This window comes from Citrobacter sp. Ca225, assembly GCF_030337175.1.
GTDB lineage: Bacteria > Pseudomonadota > Gammaproteobacteria > Enterobacterales > Enterobacteriaceae > Citrobacter_A > Citrobacter_A amalonaticus.
Genome location: NZ_JAOWCD010000046.1, coordinates 1 through 17386 on the forward strand (window position 1 = coordinate 1; position 17386 = coordinate 17386).

Sequence of the window (17386 nt, forward strand, 5' to 3'; positions counted from 1 at the left end):
GGTTAACCGAATAGGGGAGCCGAAGGGAAACCGAGTCTTAACTGGGCGTTAAGTTGCAGGGTATAGACCCGAAACCCGGTGATCTAGCCATGGGCAGGTTGAAGGTTGGGTAACACTAACTGGAGGACCGAACCGACTAATGTTGAAAAATTAGCGGATGACTTGTGGCTGGGGGTGAAAGGCCAATCAAACCGGGAGATAGCTGGTTCTCCCCGAAAGCTATTTAGGTAGCGCCTCGTGAATTCATCTCCGGGGGTAGAGCACTGTTTCGGCTAGGGGGCCATCCCGGCTTACCAACCCGATGCAAACTGCGAATACCGGAGAATGTTATCACGGGAGACACACGGCGGGTGCTAACGTCCGTCGTGAAGAGGGAAACAACCCAGACCGCCAGCTAAGGTCCCAAAGTCATGGTTAAGTGGGAAACGATGTGGGAAGGCTCAGACAGCCAGGATGTTGGCTTAGAAGCAGCCATCATTTAAAGAAAGCGTAATAGCTCACTGGTCGAGTCGGCCTGCGCGGAAGATGTAACGGGGCTAAACCATGCACCGAAGCTGCGGCAGCGACACTAAGTGTTGTTGGGTAGGGGAGCGTTCTGTAAGCCTGTGAAGGTGTGCTGTGAGGCATGCTGGAGGTATCAGAAGTGCGAATGCTGACATAAGTAACGATAAAGCGGGTGAAAAGCCCGCTCGCCGGAAGACCAAGGGTTCCTGTCCAACGTTAATCGGGGCAGGGTGAGTCGACCCCTAAGGCGAGGCCGAAAGGCGTAGTCGATGGGAAACAGGTTAATATTCCTGTACCAGGTGTTACTGCGAAGGGGGGACGGAGAAGGCTATGTTGGCCGGGCGACGGTTGTCCCGGTTTAAGCGTGTAGGTGTGTGTTCCAGGTAAATCCGGTTCACTTTAACACTGAGGCGTGATGACGAGGCACTACGGTGCTGAAGCAACAAATGCCCTGCTTCCAGGAAAAGCCTCTAAGCATCAGGTAACATCAGATCGTACCCCAAACCGACACAGGTGGTCAGGTAGAGAATACCAAGGCGCTTGAGAGAACTCGGGTGAAGGAACTAGGCAAAATGGTGCCGTAACTTCGGGAGAAGGCACGCTGATATGTAGGTGAAGCGATTTACTCGTGGAGCTGAAATCAGTCGAAGATACCAGCTGGCTGCAACTGTTTATTAAAAACACAGCACTGTGCAAACACGAAAGTGGACGTATACGGTGTGACGCCTGCCCGGTGCCGGAAGGTTAATTGATGGGGTTATCCGTAAGGAGAAGCTCTTGATCGAAGCCCCGGTAAACGGCGGCCGTAACTATAACGGTCCTAAGGTAGCGAAATTCCTTGTCGGGTAAGTTCCGACCTGCACGAATGGCGTAATGATGGCCAGGCTGTCTCCACCCGAGACTCAGTGAAATTGAACTCGCTGTGAAGATGCAGTGTACCCGCGGCAAGACGGAAAGACCCCGTGAACCTTTACTATAGCTTGACACTGAACACTGGTCCTTGATGTGTAGGATAGGTGGGAGGCTTTGAAGCGCGGACGCCAGTTCGTGTGGAGCCATCCTTGAAATACCACCCTTTAATGGCTGGTGTTCTAACGTGGGCCCGTAATCCGGGTTGCGGACAGTGTCTGGTGGGTAGTTTGACTGGGGCGGTCTCCTCCTAAAGAGTAACGGAGGAGCACGAAGGTTAGCTAATCCTGGTCGGACATCAGGAGGTTAGTGCAAAGGCATAAGCTAGCTTGACTGCGAGCGTGACGGCGCGAGCAGGTGCGAAAGCAGGTCTTAGTGATCCGGTGGTTCTGAATGGAAGGGCCATCGCTCAACGGATAAAAGGTACTCCGGGGATAACAGGCTGATACCGCCCAAGAGTTCATATCGACGGCGGTGTTTGGCACCTCGATGTCGGCTCATCACATCCTGGGGCTGAAGTAGGTCCCAAGGGTATGGCTGTTCGCCATTTAAAGTGGTACGCGAGCTGGGTTTAGAACGTCGTGAGACAGTTCGGTCCCTATCTGCCGTGGGCGCTGGAGAATTGAGGGGGGCTGCTCCTAGTACGAGAGGACCGGAGTGGACGCATCACTGGTGTTCGGGTTGTCATGCCAATGGCACTGCCCGGTAGCTAAATGCGGAAGAGATAAGTGCTGAAAGCATCTAAGCACGAAACTTGCCCCGAGATGAGTTCTCCCTGACCCTTTAAGGGTCCTGAAGGAACGTTGAAGACGACGACGTTGATAGGCCGGGTGTGTAAGCGCAGCGATGCGTTGAGCTAACCGGTACTAATGAACCGTGAGGCTTAACCTTACAACGCCGAAGCTGTTTTGGCGGATTGAGAAAATTTTCAGCGTGATTACAGATTAGATTAACCGGCGAAAGGCGGGTTAATAAACAGAATTTGCCTGGCGGCTGTAGCGCGGTGGTCCCACCTGACCCCATGCCGAACTCAGAAGTGAAACGCCGTAGCGCCGATGGTAGTGTGGGGTCTCCCCATGCGAGAGTAGGGAACTGCCAGGCATCAATTAAGTGAAGAGCCCATCCTGACGGATGGGCTTTTTGCGTTTCTGCGCTGCAAATTTGGAGTGTGGCTTTGCCTTATCTGGCCTGCTGTCAGGGCGAGGCTCTGTGGTTAACGGACACGACCGTCCAGAATAGTCGAACCTCTGCGCGCGCCGTCACGATGAATCTCATCAACTGATCCCTGCGCTTACTCCTAAATTCTTTCCCTGCTAATTAAAACCGCGATCGCTGTCACACAACAACATATAACAATTATATAACATTTATTTTACTAAAAAAGACAGCAAACACAACCGGATCTTTGGCAGGAGTACAACTTTAATGACTGAAAGCAGTGTAACTGCGAACGGGTCACTGACTGATAGTGATACCCGTCGTCGCATATGGGCAATTGTAGGCGCGTCATCCGGAAATCTGGTCGAATGGTTTGATTTCTATGTCTACTCGTTTTGCTCGCTCTATTTTGCCCACATCTTCTTTCCTTCCGGAAACACGACAACGCAGCTACTACAAACCGCAGGCGTTTTTGCGGCCGGGTTTTTAATGCGTCCGATTGGTGGTTGGCTATTCGGTCGTATCGCCGATAAACATGGTCGTAAAAAATCCATGCTTTTGTCCGTTTGTATGATGTGTCTGGGATCGCTGGTGATCGCCTGCCTGCCAGGTTATGAAACCATTGGAACCTGGGCTCCGGCGCTGTTACTGCTGGCGCGTTTGTTCCAGGGATTATCTGTTGGTGGGGAGTATGGCACCAGCGCGACCTACATGAGTGAAGTTGCTGTCGAGGGCCGTAAGGGGTTTTACGCCTCTTTCCAGTACGTCACACTTATCGGTGGTCAACTGTTGGCGCTGCTGGTTGTGGTTGTCTTACAGCAGACTATGGAAGATTCAGCCCTCAGAGAGTGGGGCTGGCGTATTCCTTTCGCATTAGGCGCAGTACTGGCGATTGTGGCGCTCTGGTTACGTCGTCAACTGGATGAAACATCAAAGCAGGAAACGCGTGCGCTGAAAGAGGCGGGCTCGCTGAAAGGGTTATGGCGTAACCGTAGAGCGTTCATCATGGTGCTCGGGTTCACCGCGGCGGGATCGCTGTGCTTCTATACCTTCACTACCTATATGCAAAAGTATCTGGTAAACACCGCAGGTATGCATGCCAATGTGGCAAGCGGCATTATGACGGCGGCGCTATTTGTTTATATGCTTGTGCAGCCGCTGTTTGGTGCGTTGTCAGATAAAATTGGCCGACGTACCTCCATGCTGTGTTTCGGCGCGCTGGCAACCCTGTTTACTGTCCCCATTTTGACCGCACTTCAGAATGTGACTTCGCCGTATGCAGCATTTGGTCTGGTAATGTGCGCGCTGCTGATCGTCAGTTTCTACACCTCGATCAGCGGTATATTGAAAGCTGAAATGTTCCCGGCACAGGTTCGTGCATTAGGAGTGGGGCTTTCTTATGCCGTGGCGAATGCTCTGTTTGGTGGTTCGGCGGAATATGTGGCGCTGTCGCTGAAGTCTGTCGGTATGGAAACGTCGTTCTTCTGGTATGTCACCGTTATGTCGATCGTCGCATTTTTGGTTTCGCTGACGTTGCATCGTAAAGGGAAAGGTCTGCGCCTCTAGTGATGCGCCATTTGCCAGAGTGTATAGCCGGTCGTTGCACCGGCGACATCCCAGGCAAAGTCTTTCCAGCTCCAGCCGCTCCCTGCGGGGCGGCTATCCCAAAGCTCCTTTGACGCCCCCAGACTGACCGAGAACATAAACCCTATCATCGCACTGTGATCGCGGCTGATTCCCTGATGTTGCGCGTACTCATTACCTGCGGCTGAGAGCATCGCGGAAGCAATAAAGTGCTGTGCTTTGTCCTGCCCACTCCAGCTATCCTGCGCCATATGGCTACAGCCTGACAGAATAAAGGCGCTCAGAAAAAAAATAACGCGCACCATGCCCCCATAGGAAAAACCCCGTTCAGGACGGGGTTTCACTTTTACAGAATACGGCTTATCAGCCTGTCGATTCGAATACGACGTAATCGACGGATCAGTTTGCGAACTTTTACCGGGTAATCGGCAATGCTCTGCAAGTCACGATAGTGTTTAACGACCGTGGTATGCGTACGAATTAGCGCCAGCTCTTTCTCGCGCTGTGCAGCCAGCTCTTGCTTAGGATCGTGGATCAGGATTGCATTTTCCAGATCCAGACGCCAGGCGCGCGGGTTGAGGTTGTTCCCGGTCAGCAGCATCCACTTGTCATCGATCCACATCCCTTTGAGATGGTAGGTATTGTCGTCATCTTTCCACAAGCGAACGACCAGTTGATCGGTATTGACGTAATACTGCAAACGACTCAGGAAACGACGCAGGTTAATCTCATAGAGATAGGGCAATGCGCCAATTATCTTAAATGGTTCATTTTCCGGGATATAAAAATCGTTGGCGGTTTTATCCCCCACAATGATCTCAACTTTCTTCCCTTCGCGCAGCAGTTGAATGATGTTGCGAACAAGAATTGCTGGCAGGTTGAAATAGGGGGTGCAAATCGTGAGCTTATGCTCCGCACAGGGCATAAGGTGGAAAATGGTTTTGTTCAGCAGGCTGGATTTCCCCAGACCGACCAATGGCGTCACGGACAGCTGTTCATTATCGGCATCGCCCTGGAAGTGATAAGCCGCGTCACGAAGCTCCTGGCGGTATAAACGAATGTCGTTTTTAATCTCCGGGCTTTTCGGACGCTGGGTATTATCCAGACGATTTACGCCACGACCGTTCATCAGGTTCTGGGTCACCCACTCGAACATGATGTCTGCCATTCTGGCGTTGCGGATTAGCTGATAGCGGTCATAGCGATATTTATCGTGCTGATGCAGATAGACATCGTTAAGACTGGCGCCGCTGTACAGGACGCTATCATCAATGATAAAGCCTTTAAAGTGCAGCACGCCAAGGGCTTCGCGGGTATTGATCGGCACACCGTATACCGGCACATCGACACCCGGATTTTCATGCGCCATTCGGCAATACCAGTCGGCGTTGGTATTGGATGCTGCCGCGCCAATACGTCCACGCTGCGCACGATGCCAGTCGACGAGTACCCGAACATCCAACTCAGGACGCTGCCGTTTCGCCTCGTAAAGCGCGCTAAGAATGCCTTTGCCACCGTCATCCTGTTCCAGATACAGGGCAATAATGCAAATGCGCTGCTTCGCGCTGGCTATCTTTTCCAGCAGGGTCTCCCTGAACCTGGCGGGAGCATAAAAGAAATCGACATCATCAACTGATTGAGAAATCTTAGGTAGTTGGGCAAGGTGTTGTTGATGTTTATTACGCTTAAATTTTGACAACATCACAGTGCATTTCTTCTCTGTTCATTGAAGGGTCCTCTGTGCTATGCAGACGACATAAGCGGGCAATGATAACACCGTCCCCGTTAAAGTGGTCAACATTTCCAGTACCTTACTCACGATTCCTCGGGCGGAGCCAGATCCAGCGACAGCCCGACGATTCCCTCTTCGAGCTGGATATCCACGCTAAACCCAAGCTTACGCGCCAGCGCGACCATGCCACGATTATTTGGCATCGTAATACCATTCAGCCTTCTCAGTCCGTGATCTCGTGTATAGGTAATCAATTTTTCCAGCAATCGACGACCCAATCCTAACCCTTTGAGATCGGAACGAACCAGTACGGCAAATTCCGCATCAATATTATCCGGATCGGAGATCGCTCGCGTCACTCCCAGGATCTCTTCCGTTCGTTCTACGCGCCTCACCGCAACAAACGCCATTTCCCGATCGTAGTCGATTTGCGTCATGTTGGCTAAATCTTCATGAGTAAATTCATTGATCTCGCTGAAATAGCGGTAATAAAGATCTTCTTTGGTGACCTGGGAAATAAACTGCTGAAGCTGGGGTTCATCTTCTGGCAGGATAGGACGGAACAGACATTGCTCGCCATTTTTCATATCCACCCACTCTTCCAGTTGATGCGGATAGGGGCGAATGGCAAGACGACTTTCGTTATCGCCCTCGAATGGGGCGATATCCAGCGTGACATCCAGGGCGGTAAACTCACCGGCGGAGGCCAGCAGCGGGTGAATATCCAGACGCTGGATCTCCGGGCAGTCGACAATCAGGTTTGAGACCTGAACCAGCAACTGACTTAACCCCGCGACATCCAACGGGCGCAGCGCACTGCGGCCACGGATCTTTTTATTCTTGATCGCCTGAATCACTAAATAACGCGCCAGGTTCATGTTTAGCGGCGGTAATGCCACCACGGCCTGCTCTTCAGGCCGCCACTCAACGCCGCCTTCACCCAACATGATCAATGGGCCAAATACGGGATCGTGCTCAACCACCACGCGCAGTTCCTGCGCTCCCGCACGGTTCGCCATACTTTGCACCAGCAGACCGTGGATCCGCGCCTGTGGCCAGGTCATTTTCACACGATCAATAATTGCATTGGCTGCCTGTTGAACTTCGTTTGCCGTACGCAGGTAGAGCATTACGCCCTGAACTTCAGATTTGTGCGGGATGTCCGGTGAACGCAGCTTCAGCGCGACCGGGTAGCCAATCTGTTCTGCAATATGGACGGCCTCGATGCTGTCGCCGGCAATCCAGGTCGGGAGCGTATGTAATCCATAAGCCTGCAGGATCGGCTGAACCTCATGGGTATCGAGTGAGGTTGCTCCATCGGCAATCGCCTGCTGAAGCAGATCATGCGCCTGGGCCGTGTTGGAGGTCAGATTGCTGGGCAGGGCTGGCGTTTCACGCAGCTGTTTCTGGTTGCGCCGGTATTCGACCATATGCATAAATGCAGTGATCGTCCCTTCCGGAGTACGATAGGTAGGGAGTCCGGCTTCACTGAACAGTCTACGGGCTTCCTGAGAGGAAAACTCGCCACACCAGTTGGTCAATAGCGAGACAAATTTTCCACGCGGGTGGTGCTTAACGGTTCCAATCAGCGTTTGTGCACACTCAGTGGCGGGGGCGGCGGCACTGGGGGAGTGAATCACCATCAGTGCGTCAAAGTCCTGGCTGGCGAGCAGAATGTCCAGCGTTCGGGTGTAATGTTCAATGCTGGCATCGTCACGCAGGTCCAGTGGGTTGGCGATCTCGACATGGGCAGGCAGAGCATCGCGCAGTTTCTGGCTGGTCTCTTCACTCAGCATGGCGAGCTTGCCGTTGCGGGACCAAAGTTGATCAAGCGCAAGCGCCGCAGGCGCGGCACCGTTACTGATGATCATCAGCCTGTCACCGCGCAGAGGACGCATATGGCTGAGCGTTTCCACTGCGGAAAAGAGCTCATGGGTATCTTTCACGCGCAGCAAACCGGCGCGCTGGATGGCGGCATCCCAGGCCGGATCCATTCCGGCGCTGGTATGCAATAACCGCTGCGCTGCCGGGCTGCGACCGCTCTTAATCACCAGAATGGGTTTGTTGCGCGCGGCGCTACGGGCGGCGGATACAAAGTGCCGGGCATCGCTGAGATGTTCGAGATAAAGCAAAATAGCGCTGGTTTTGCTGTCACGCGCCAGATAATCCAGCAGCTCATCGACATCAATATCCAGGCTGTCGCCGAGGGCAATGAAATAGGAAAAGCCCATTTCCCGCTGCTGTGCCCAGTCGAGAATGGTATTGGAAACCGCAGCGGACTGAGAAATAAAGGCCAGTTTGCCGCGCTTAATCGGGACCGGCGAGAAGCTGGCATTCAACCCCTGCCAGGGTGCCAGCAGGCCAAGACTGTTAGGGCCGAGCAGACGCATGTTGTAGCGTTGCGCACAGGTTAGCAGTTCCGCATGTTGCGCGCCAGGGGCCGAGAGAATAATGCAGGTTTTACAGCCTTTTTCCCCAAGCGCTTCCAGCAAGGCCAGATTACGGCTGGCATTGGTACACAGCACGGCAAGGTCGGGGGTGAAGGGCAGACTGGCAATATCGGGCCAGGCCAGGACGCCCAGAACGGCTTTCCAGGCAGGGGTTACCGGCAAAACGGGACCGTTAAATCCTCCTGCCAGCAGATTGCGCATCATCAGATATCCCGCCCGATTGGGCTTCATCGATGCCCCGATCACCGCGATCGATTTTGGTCGCAGAAGTGCTTCCAGTCCTCGCTGACTCATACCGGTTTCCCTTACACAGAAGTGACCGAATGATTCTAAACGCTTTCTGCTGATTCTGCTGTGATGCTTCCCTGATGTTGGGTTTTTCCCGCGAGGTAGCGCGTTTTAAAACGGGTAAAGTGCTCGCCGAGGCTGCTTGCTGCATCTGTATCACCGGCCAGATCCAACAGCGCAATGGCGACTTCAGCGGTACAGTACTGCCCTTCGGCATGGACTTCACGCAGGTGATAGGCCGACAACCGCGACAGATCCACCGAGATCACGGGGAGAGAGTCGAGATACGGGCTTTTACGGAACATCTTACGCGCTTCCGGCCAGGTGCCGTCGAGCATAATAAACAGCGGAGGCTTACCTGTCGGTGGAGTGGAAATCACCACACGTTCAGCATCGGCATAGGAGGCGGGGAATACCACCATCGGCTGATACGCCGGGCTTTTCACCAGATCCAGCAAGGCCTGCGGTGGTTCTGTCCGCGACCACTGAAACGCGGCAGTATCCGGTAAAATATCGGCGATCAGACGCCCGGTATTGCTCGGTTTCATCGGTTCAGTATCAAACATCACCAGACAAAAACGGCTCGTTGCCTGAGAAGGCGACAGCGTCGCGCACAGGCAAAGTTTCAGCGGCAGCAAGCAGCGCTGGCAGCGACGAATACGATTGCCTCGGGCGAGAAAAGGGCGAGTGGCGCGCGCCAGACGTTCAGCGCGAAGCGTGAGAACAGCGTTTTCAATCATAGAGAATGCGTTGAAAAACGCTATTGTCGCAGAGGTGAAAACGGGGCACAAGATGCGCCCCGCAGAGTTTACAGTGACTCGTTCAGCCAACTATCAAATGGCGCTTTGGGAACCGCGCCGTTCAGCATGTCGACAACCTGACCGTTTTTGAAGATCATAATGGTGGGAATACTACGGATACCAAAGCGTGCGCTAAGCTCACGTTCCGCTTCCGTGTTGATCTTCACGAAGCGAACTTTGCCGCTGCGTTCTTCGGCAACATCTTCAAAGATCGGGGCGAAGTTACGGCATGGGCCGCACCATGGTGCCCAGAAATCGATTACGACGGGCAGATCGTCTTTGAGCAGTTTATCCAGTGTTTCACCGGTCGCATTGATCACCTCCCCGTCGAACAGGTCGTGACCACAGCGTCCGCATTTTGCCGCATCCTCAACCCGATCGTCGGGAATGCGGTTGATGGCCTGGCAGCTGGTACAAACGGTATTCATAACTAACCTCTGGATGCGTCGGGGTATTGAACGGCAGAGACGCCGGTATGTTTCTAATATGTTACATATTATCGATGAGACTGTTTTAAACGACAATCTGTTTTATTCAATGAGTACAATAGTCATAAGCTTTTAAATGAAATAATGGCTAACCTGGCGCACATCGGGTAATCTGCGCGCTTCGCGCAGCGCTGGTGGAGAAAAGCATGAACGATGAATTGAAAAACAAAAGCGGCAAGGTCAAAGTGATGTATGTCCGCAGTGATGATGATTCTGATAAACGTACCCATAACCCGCGTACCGGGAAAGGTGGCGGGCGTCCAGGAAAATCTCGTGCCGACGGTGGCCGTCGCCCCGCCCGCGATGAAAGAACCCCTCAGAACCGCGATCGCAAGCGTGAAGACTCACCGTGGCGGACCGTGTCCCGCGCGCCGGGTGATGAATCGCCTGAAAAAGCCGATCACGGTGGTATCAGCGGTAAAAGCTTTATCGATCCTGAAGTCTTACGTCGTCAACGTGCAGAAGAGACCCGCGTTTACGGTGAAAATGCCTGTCAGGCCCTGTTCCAGAGTCGCCCGGACGCGATTGTCCGCGCCTGGTTCATTCAGAGCGTCACGCCGCGCTTCAAAGAAGCATTACGCTGGATGGCGGCAAACCGCAAAGCGTACCATGTGGTTGATGAAGCGGAACTGGCGAAAGCTTCAGGTACCGAACATCACGGCGGTGTCTGCTTCCTGATTAAAAAACGTAACGGCACGACGGTGAAACAGTGGGTAAGCCAGGCGGGCGCGCAGGACTGTGTGTTAGCGCTGGAAGCTATTTCTAACCCGCACAACCTCGGTGGCATGATGCGTAGCTGCGCGCACTTCGGTGTGAAAGGCGTAGTGGTGCAGGATGCGGCGCTGCTGGAGTCCGGTGCGGCGATTCGTACCGCAGAAGGTGGTGCCGAACACGTTCAGCCGATTACCGGCGACAGCATCGTTGATGTGTTGGATGATTTCCGTCAGGCGGGTTACACCGTGGTGACAACGTCCAGCGAACGCGGTAAGCCGCTGTTTAAAACTGAACTGCCAGAGAAAATCGTCCTGGTGTTAGGTCAGGACGTTGACGGTTTGCCGGATGCGGCGCGCGATGCCAGCGATCTGTGCGTTAAAATCGACGGTACGGGGAATGTTGAAAGCCTGAACGTCTCGGTGGCAACCGGTGTGCTGCTTGCCGAATGGTGGCGTCAGAACAAAGCCTGATGGAAAAATGCCAGCGATTCGCTGGCATTTTTTTTATTCGCTCTCCGCCGGTAAAACGGGCATCCAGTCAATCGGCTTCTCGCCGCGTTGTTCCAACCACTGATTCGCCAACACAAAATGGTTACAGCCAAAAAATCCACGATGCGCCGAGAGCGGTGAAGGATGAGGCGCTTTCAGGACATGATGACGTTTTTGATCAATGATCGCGCCTTTCTTCTGCGCATGAGAGCCCCAGAGCAGAAAAACCACCCCTTCACGATGTTGATTAATCAGGCCGATCACTTTATCGGTGAACGTTTCCCATCCCAGACTGGCATGAGAGTGCGCTTGACCCGCCCGCACGGTTAATACCGTATTAAGCAGCAGAACGCCCTGATGCGCCCAGCTTTCCAGATAACCGTGGGCAGGACGAGTGAAACCGGGGATCGACCCCTCCAGTTCCTTATACATATTCAGCAGCGAAGGAGGAGTAGCAATACCGGGGCGGACAGAAAACGCCAGACCATGCGCCTGCCCGGGACCGTGGTAGGGATCCTGTCCAAGGATCACGACCTTGACATCACCCAGCTCGGTGAAGCGAAACGCATTGAACACATCTTTTTGCGGCGGATAAACCGTGATCCCGGACTGACGCTCTCCGGCGACGGTATGCAGCGTATTGATAAAGTAGGGCTGCTGTTTCTCTTCAGCCAGCACATCGTGCCAGGTTAATTCAGTGGCCATCTCGCTCTCCTGCGAATTCTCGATCGTCATAGCTTAACTGCTTCTTTCAACGGCGCAAAATTCTCTCCGCGATGATGTGCGCTATGCACTTAATAAAGTTGAAAATTTGTGTAAAAAGTTTATGTCTTCACATGGCGTAAGTTGATGTAAAACAATAAAATCATCTCATTCCCCTATTTGTCGTGTGGATTTTATTGATTTAAATCAATGAATCGAGGGTGTTAGGGGGGTATATATACACTCAAGCAACAATGGTTTTACCAATTGGCCGCGAGCCGGCCAACCCTAATCAAATACTTTGCCGGGGAGGCATCACAATGATTACAGGTATCCAGATTACTAAAGCCGCTAATGACGATCTGCTGAATTCCTTCTGGCTGCTGGACAGCGAAAAAGGCGAAGCGCGTTGCATCGCAGCGAAAGCCGGTTTTGCCGAAGATGAAGTGGTAGCGGTCAGCAAACTGGGTGAAATTGAGTACCGCGAAATTCCGATGGAAGTGAAACCGGAAGTTCGTGTGGAAGGTGGCCAGCACCTGAACGTTAACGTTTTGCGTCGTGAAACGCTGGAAGATGCGGTTAAGCATCCGGAAAAATACCCGCAGCTGACTATCCGTGTTTCGGGTTATGCCGTGCGCTTTAACTCACTGACGCCGGAACAACAGCGCGACGTTATCGCTCGTACCTTTACTGAAAGCCTGTAAGGCTTAACGTTTAAATAAAAACGCCGGGAAATCCCGGCGTTTTTTTATTCTTCGTTTGACTCCTGCGGCGTCGTTGCCGTACTCGGCTTGCGACGTTTACCAATGTTCCTGGTATCGCGATGGCGTTTCTTCACGCGCGGTTTATCTTTGTCTTTCTCTTTTTTCTTCTCTTCACGTTTCGCGAGTGCTTTTTTCGACGGTTTGCCCGTCATCTTTTCGCTCGGAGCGCGTGAGGTTGGGCGCAATTCATCAATCACCCTGGATTTCAGCGGTTCTTCAATGTAGCGACCAATTTTCAGCAGCAGCAGGTGATCGTGCGCTTCGACCAGCGAGATTGCGGTGCCCTTGCGACCGGCGCGGCCAGTACGGCCAATGCGGTGCAGATAGGTGTCTCCGCTACGCGGCATGTCGAAGTTAATCACGTGGCTGACGTCAGGAATATCGATCCCGCGTGCGGCAACATCGGTGGCGACCAGCACGTTAACGCGACCGTCAGTAAGACGCTTAATGCCTTCGTTACGCTTGATCTGCGCCATCTCACCTTCGAGATAGCAGTTGTTGATCCCCGCCAGACGCAGCTTTTCAGCCAGTTCGTGCACGCGCTCGCGCTTGCGGACAAACACAATGGTACGGGTGGCGTCGTCTTGCTTCAGCAGGTGCTTCAGCAGTTCGAATTTATGTTCGACGTTATCCGCGCGGTAATACCACTGGTGGATCTTCTTACGTTCGCGGGTGGATGGCGTAGCGGAGACTTCGACTGGCTCTTCCAGCAGACGTTCGGCAAAATCTTTAATCGCATCGCCTTCCAGCGTGGCGGAGAACAGCATCGTCTGTTTGCGCCAGCGCGTTTCCCCGGCGATGTGCTCGATGTCCTGGGCAAAGCCCATATCCAGCATTCGGTCGGCTTCGTCGAGGATCAGCGTTTCCACGGCGCGGCAGTCAAAATTCTCTTCTTTAATATACTGCAGCAGACGCCCGGTGGTGGCGACCACGATATCCTGGTTTTCGCTGAACACTTCGGCGTGGTTCATGTAGGCTACGCCGCCGGTAATTGTCGCGATATCCAGATGGGTGTTTTTGGCCAGTTCACGGGCATGATCGGCGACCTGCATCGCCAGTTCGCGAGTCGGAGTCAGGATCAAAATACGTGGCGGACCGGATTTTTTACGCGGGAAGTCGAGCAGGTGCTGCAACGCTGGCAGCAAATACGCCGCCGTTTTACCGGTGCCTGTCGGCGCAGAACCGAGTACGTCACGGCCTTCGAGTGCAGGCGGAATGGCGGCAGCCTGAATGGCGGTCGGGCGAGTGAAACCTTTTTCCTGGAGGGCATCCAGCAGGCTTTCATCGAGTTCAAGTTCGGAAAAAGTCGTTACAGTCATGTTCTACCTCTGTGTGGGGCGCTGATTATAGACGTTACGGCTGCAATCTTCATCTGTTTGTATGGATATCGCTTCTCAGGTATTGTTTTCACCAGGTGCTGTTGCCGTTTTTCCTGCAAGGTTTTTAATTCATGCCTCAGTCTACATCCGTCCTTCGTCGTAATGGATTTACTTTTAAACAGTTTTTTGTCGCGCACGATCGTTGTGCGATGAAAGTCGGAACAGATGGGATTCTGTTAGGGGCATGGGCACCGGTGGCGGGCGTAAAGCGGATCCTCGATATCGGTACCGGCAGCGGACTGTTGGCGCTGATGCTGGCGCAGCGTACTGATGAAAGCGTCACCGTTGATGCCGTTGAACTGGATAGCGACGCCGCCGCGCAGGCGCAAGAAAACGTTACCCAGTCGCCGTGGGCGGATCGGGTAACGGTGCAGGCGGAAGATGTCCAACATTGGGCGGCACGGCAGACCGTTAAATATGACCTTATCATCAGTAACCCGCCGTATTACGAGCAGGGCGTCGAGTGTGCTACACCGCAGCGGGAACAGGCGCGTTATACCACGATGCTGGATCATTCTGCGCTGTTAGCGACGGCGACGGGGCTGATCACGGAAGAGGGGTTCTTGTGCGTTGTGTTGCCGGAAAATATCGGCAATACCTTCACGCAGCAGGCGTTAAATATGGGCTGGCATTTACGGCTACGCACCGACGTTGCTGAAACGGAGGCGCGGTTGCCGCATCGGGTGCTGCTGGCATTCTCCCCTAAGAAGGGGGAATGCTTTAGCGACAGGCTGGTGATTCGCGGGCCGGATCAGCGTTACTCCGAAGGTTATACGGCGCTGACCCAGGCATTTTATCTGTTCATGTGAGCCGTTAACGGCGAGAGCACAGATGGGCCAGATTCCTCCAGCAGTGCCGGATAATCGAGCGTGTAGTGCAGACCGCGGCTCTCTTTGCGCATCATCGCACAGCGCACAATCAGCTCGGCGACCTGAACCAGGTTGCGTAACTCCAGCAAATTATTCGAGACGCGGAAATGGGCGTAATATTCGTCGATCTCCTGTTGTAACATAGTGATACGACGCAGGGCCCGCTCCAGACGTTTGGTGGTGCGCACAATCCCCACGTAGTCCCACATAAACAGCCGCAGCTCATGCCAGTTATGCTGAATCACCACCAGTTCGTCAGGGTTGTCCACGCGACTTTCATCCCAGGCGGGCAGGGCGCTTACGCCACGGGCGTAAGGCATTCGTCTGTCGATATCTTCCGCTGCGGACCAGCCGTACACCAGACACTCCAGCAGCGAGTTTGAGGCCATCCGGTTCGCGCCGTGCAGGCCGGTGTAGCTCACTTCCCCGATCGCATACAGGCCGTCCACATCGGTACGACCAAAGTCGTCAACCATCACGCCGCCGCAGGTGTAGTGTGCTGCTGGCACGATGGGCACTGGTTCTTTGGTCAGGTCGATACCCAGCCCCAGCAGCTTTTCGTAAATCATCGGGAAATGCTGACGCACAAAGGCTTCTGGCTTATGGCTGATATCAAGGAACATACAGTCCGCACCGAGACGCTTCATTTCATGGTCGATAGCGCGGGCGACAATATCGCGCGGCGCCAGTTCCCCTCGCGCGTCAAAGTCTGGCATAAACCGCGTGCCGTCCGGGCGTTTTAGATGAGCACCTTCTCCGCGCAGCGCTTCGGTAAGCAGGAAATTACGTGCCTGGGGATGATACAGCGCGGTAGGGTGGAACTGATTAAATTCGAGATTCGCAACCCGGCATCCCGCACGCCAGGCCATCGCAATACCGTCTCCGGAGGAAATGTCCGGATTGGTTGTATATTGATACACCTTTGATGCGCCGCCGGTCGCCAGCACGACAGACTTCGCGTGACAGGTTTCCACCGCCTCTTTATTCCGGTTCCAGACCCATGCCCCCACGACGCGTCGTGTGCCGGGCAGGCCAATTTTGTCGGAGATGATTAAATCGACGGCATTACTGCGTTCCAGTACCCGGATGTTCGGATGGCTTTGCGCCTTGCTGACCAGCGTGGTTTCCACCTCTTTACCGGTGGCATCAGCGGCATGCAAAATGCGACGATGGCTATGACCACCTTCACGCGTCAGATGGTAACTCTCTTCACCGTTAGGCTGCACCTGGGTATCAAATAGCACCCCCTGATCAATCAACCACTGTACGCAGGGGCGGGCGTTGCTGGCGACAAACTCCACCGCATGGCGATCGCAAATACCGGCGCCGGCAATGAGCGTATCTTCGACATGTGAATCAATGCTGTCGGTTTCATCGAAAACGGCGGCAATCCCGCCCTGCGCATAGAAAGTGGAGCCTTCGCTGACGGGACCTTTACTCAGCACGATAACCTGGTGCTTTTCAGCCAGGCGCAGCGCCAGCGAGAGTCCGGCAGCGCCGCTACCAATAATTAACACGTCACAAGAAAGTTCAGGCGTAGTTTTCATGATATTTTGTTTAATGTACTAAACAGTGTTTGGCCAGCATAGCACCAGAATCTGCGATTCAGCACGTTTTATTTTCAGTGTTGTTGTAATGACTAAACAAAACGGTGCGATGTAAAAGGATGTCAGGTGGGGAAACCATTTTGCGCGGCGGGCCGTAAGCATCAGATTAGAGGATGAAATAAAGTGGCCGTTGGGTTACTCTGCAACCGGTTTATGGGCATTTTTAAAGATAGTGCGTTGTTCAGACTCGGTAGACTTATAATGAGAGATAATGACCGTCTACAACATGACAAACAAAAAACAGATGCGTAACGGAACTTTACAAAAACGAGACACTCTAACCTGTTGCTTGCTCATAGTGCAGCTAATGGAGTGGCGTTTCGCGAACGCGTGGAAATTTGGTTTGGGGAGACTTTACCTCGGATGAGCGAGCAGTTAACGGACCAGGTCCTGGTTGAACGGGTCCAGAAGGGAGATCAGAAAGCCTTCAATTTACTGGTAGTACGCTACCAGCATAAAGTGGCGAGTCTGGTTTCCCGTTATGTCCCGTCGGGCGATGTTCCCGATGTGGTGCAAGAATCATTTATTAAAGCCTACCGTGCGCTGGACTCGTTCCGGGGAGATAGTGCTTTTTATACCTGGCTGTATCGCATTGCGGTGAATACAGCGAAGAATTACCTGGTGGCTCAGGGGCGTCGTCCGCCATCAAGCGATGTTGATGCGATTGAAGCAGAAAACTTCGAAAGTGGCGGTGCGCTGAAAGAAATTTCGAACCCTGAGAACTTAATGTTGTCAGAAGAACTGAGACAGATAGTTTTCCGAACTATTGAGTCCCTCCCGGAAGATTTACGTATGGCAATAACCTTGCGGGAGCTGGATGGCCTGAGCTATGAAGAGATAGCCGCTATCATGGATTGTCCGGTGGGTACGGTGCGTTCACGTATCTTCCGAGCGCGGGAAGCTATTGATAATAAAGTTCAACCGCTTATCAGGCGTTGACGATAGCGGAT

The 17386-nt window shown here is 53.4% G+C and carries 13 protein-coding genes, 2 rRNA genes and 1 pseudogene; 8 read left to right on the forward strand and 8 right to left on the reverse strand.

What is annotated here, in order from left to right; all coding sequences use genetic code 11:
* From OGW13_RS02035 to OGW13_RS02045, 3 genes are all read left to right on the forward strand, one after another.
* Positions 1–2304 (forward strand): 23S ribosomal RNA (locus OGW13_RS02035); the annotation flags it as partial.
* 94 nt (positions 2305–2398) lie between these two features.
* Positions 2399–2514: ribosomal RNA gene (rrf, locus tag OGW13_RS02040) — 5S ribosomal RNA — on the forward strand.
* Positions 2515–2838: 324 nt separating this feature from the next.
* Entirely contained in the window at positions 2839–4137 is a 1299-nt protein-coding gene (locus tag OGW13_RS02045) for an MFS transporter (protein WP_042999703.1), read from the forward strand.
* Here OGW13_RS02045 and OGW13_RS02050 read toward each other — a convergent pair.
* From OGW13_RS02050 to trxC, 5 genes are all read right to left on the reverse strand, one after another.
* A complete protein-coding gene (locus OGW13_RS02050) occupies positions 4134–4460 on the reverse strand; it encodes a YfiM family lipoprotein (RefSeq protein ID WP_054176525.1) in 327 nt (108 codons plus the stop codon). The two genes, OGW13_RS02045 and OGW13_RS02050, sit on opposite strands and share 4 nt — an antisense overlap.
* Positions 4461–4501: 41 nt before the next feature.
* On the reverse strand, positions 4502–5857 hold the full coding sequence (gene pssA, locus OGW13_RS02055; RefSeq protein ID WP_044253171.1) for a CDP-diacylglycerol--serine O-phosphatidyltransferase: 1356 nt from the start codon (positions 5855–5857) through the stop codon (positions 4502–4504).
* Between the two features lie 113 nt (positions 5858–5970).
* Complete coding sequence (locus OGW13_RS02065; protein WP_058586971.1) at positions 5971–8631, reverse strand: bifunctional acetate--CoA ligase family protein/GNAT family N-acetyltransferase; 2661 nt, start codon at positions 8629–8631, stop codon at positions 5971–5973.
* A gap of 35 nt (positions 8632–8666) precedes the next feature.
* Positions 8667–9365 carry a tRNA-uridine aminocarboxypropyltransferase gene (tapT, locus tag OGW13_RS02070; protein ID WP_287115539.1) on the reverse strand — a complete coding sequence of 233 codons (699 nt, stop codon included), beginning with the start codon at positions 9363–9365 and terminating at the stop codon, positions 8667–8669.
* Positions 9366–9433: 68 nt separating this feature from the next.
* Positions 9434–9853: a thioredoxin TrxC gene (gene trxC, locus OGW13_RS02075; protein WP_042999707.1), complete on the reverse strand. Its 420-nt coding sequence runs from the start codon at positions 9851–9853 to the stop codon at positions 9434–9436.
* A gap of 206 nt (positions 9854–10059) precedes the next feature.
* Here trxC and OGW13_RS02080 point away from each other — a divergent pair, with 206 nt between their 5' ends.
* Positions 10060–11097, forward strand: a complete 1038-nt coding sequence (locus tag OGW13_RS02080; protein WP_042999708.1) for a tRNA/rRNA methyltransferase — start codon at positions 10060–10062, stop codon at positions 11095–11097.
* Between the two features lie 33 nt (positions 11098–11130).
* On the opposite strand, the gene ung is transcribed toward OGW13_RS02080, so the two are convergent.
* Positions 11131–11820: a uracil-DNA glycosylase gene (gene ung / locus OGW13_RS02085; protein WP_042999709.1), complete on the reverse strand. Its 690-nt coding sequence runs from the start codon at positions 11818–11820 to the stop codon at positions 11131–11133.
* Between the two features lie 317 nt (positions 11821–12137).
* On the opposite strand from ung, the gene grcA reads away from it, so the two are divergent.
* Positions 12138–12521, forward strand: coding sequence for an autonomous glycyl radical cofactor GrcA (gene grcA / locus OGW13_RS02090; protein ID WP_044253162.1), 384 nt, complete (start codon positions 12138–12140; stop codon positions 12519–12521).
* Positions 12522–12565: 44 nt separating this feature from the next.
* On the opposite strand, the gene srmB is transcribed toward grcA, so the two are convergent.
* Positions 12566–13900, reverse strand: a complete 1335-nt coding sequence (srmB, locus tag OGW13_RS02095) for an ATP-dependent RNA helicase SrmB (protein ID WP_042999711.1) — start codon at positions 13898–13900, stop codon at positions 12566–12568.
* A gap of 131 nt (positions 13901–14031) precedes the next feature.
* Here srmB and trmN point away from each other — a divergent pair, with 131 nt between their 5' ends.
* Positions 14032–14769, forward strand: a complete 738-nt coding sequence (gene trmN / locus OGW13_RS02100; protein WP_044253159.1) for a tRNA(1)(Val) (adenine(37)-N(6))-methyltransferase TrmN — start codon at positions 14032–14034, stop codon at positions 14767–14769.
* On the opposite strand, the gene nadB is transcribed toward trmN, so the two are convergent.
* Positions 14754–16376, reverse strand: coding sequence for an L-aspartate oxidase (nadB, locus tag OGW13_RS02105; protein ID WP_044253156.1), 1623 nt, complete (start codon positions 16374–16376; stop codon positions 14754–14756). The genes trmN and nadB overlap by 16 nt on opposite strands.
* Before the next feature lie 261 nt (positions 16377–16637).
* Between nadB and rseD the strand changes: the two are divergent.
* Both rseD and rpoE read left to right on the forward strand, forming a co-directional pair.
* Positions 16638–16803: pseudogene (gene rseD / locus OGW13_RS02110) on the forward strand (rpoE leader peptide RseD).
* A complete protein-coding gene (gene rpoE, locus OGW13_RS02115) occupies positions 16800–17375 on the forward strand; it encodes an RNA polymerase sigma factor RpoE (protein ID WP_000003307.1) in 576 nt (191 codons plus the stop codon). Before rseD ends, rpoE begins: the two are co-directional and overlap by 4 nt.
* Positions 17376–17386: the final 11 nt, after the last annotated feature.

Coding starts and splice junctions, on each gene's coding strand:
- OGW13_RS02045 (WP_042999703.1), top strand. CDS start 2,839: ATGACTGAAAGCAGTGTAACTGCGAACGGGTCACTGACTGATAGTGAT.
- OGW13_RS02050 (WP_054176525.1), bottom strand. CDS start 4,460: ATGGTGCGCGTTATTTTTTTTCTGAGCGCCTTTATTCTGTCAGGCTGT.
- pssA (WP_044253171.1), bottom strand. CDS start 5,857: ATGTTGTCAAAATTTAAGCGTAATAAACATCAACAACACCTTGCCCAA.
- OGW13_RS02065 (WP_058586971.1), bottom strand. CDS start 8,631: ATGAGTCAGCGAGGACTGGAAGCACTTCTGCGACCAAAATCGATCGCG.
- tapT (WP_287115539.1), bottom strand. CDS start 9,365: ATGATTGAAAACGCTGTTCTCACGCTTCGCGCTGAACGTCTGGCGCGC.
- trxC (WP_042999707.1), bottom strand. CDS start 9,853: ATGAATACCGTTTGTACCAGCTGCCAGGCCATCAACCGCATTCCCGAC.
- OGW13_RS02080 (WP_042999708.1), top strand. CDS start 10,060: ATGAACGATGAATTGAAAAACAAAAGCGGCAAGGTCAAAGTGATGTAT.
- ung (WP_042999709.1), bottom strand. CDS start 11,820: ATGGCCACTGAATTAACCTGGCACGATGTGCTGGCTGAAGAGAAACAG.
- grcA (WP_044253162.1), top strand. CDS start 12,138: ATGATTACAGGTATCCAGATTACTAAAGCCGCTAATGACGATCTGCTG.
- srmB (WP_042999711.1), bottom strand. CDS start 13,900: ATGACTGTAACGACTTTTTCCGAACTTGAACTCGATGAAAGCCTGCTG.
- trmN (WP_044253159.1), top strand. CDS start 14,032: ATGCCTCAGTCTACATCCGTCCTTCGTCGTAATGGATTTACTTTTAAA.
- nadB (WP_044253156.1), bottom strand. CDS start 16,376: ATGAAAACTACGCCTGAACTTTCTTGTGACGTGTTAATTATTGGTAGC.
- rpoE (WP_000003307.1), top strand. CDS start 16,800: ATGAGCGAGCAGTTAACGGACCAGGTCCTGGTTGAACGGGTCCAGAAG.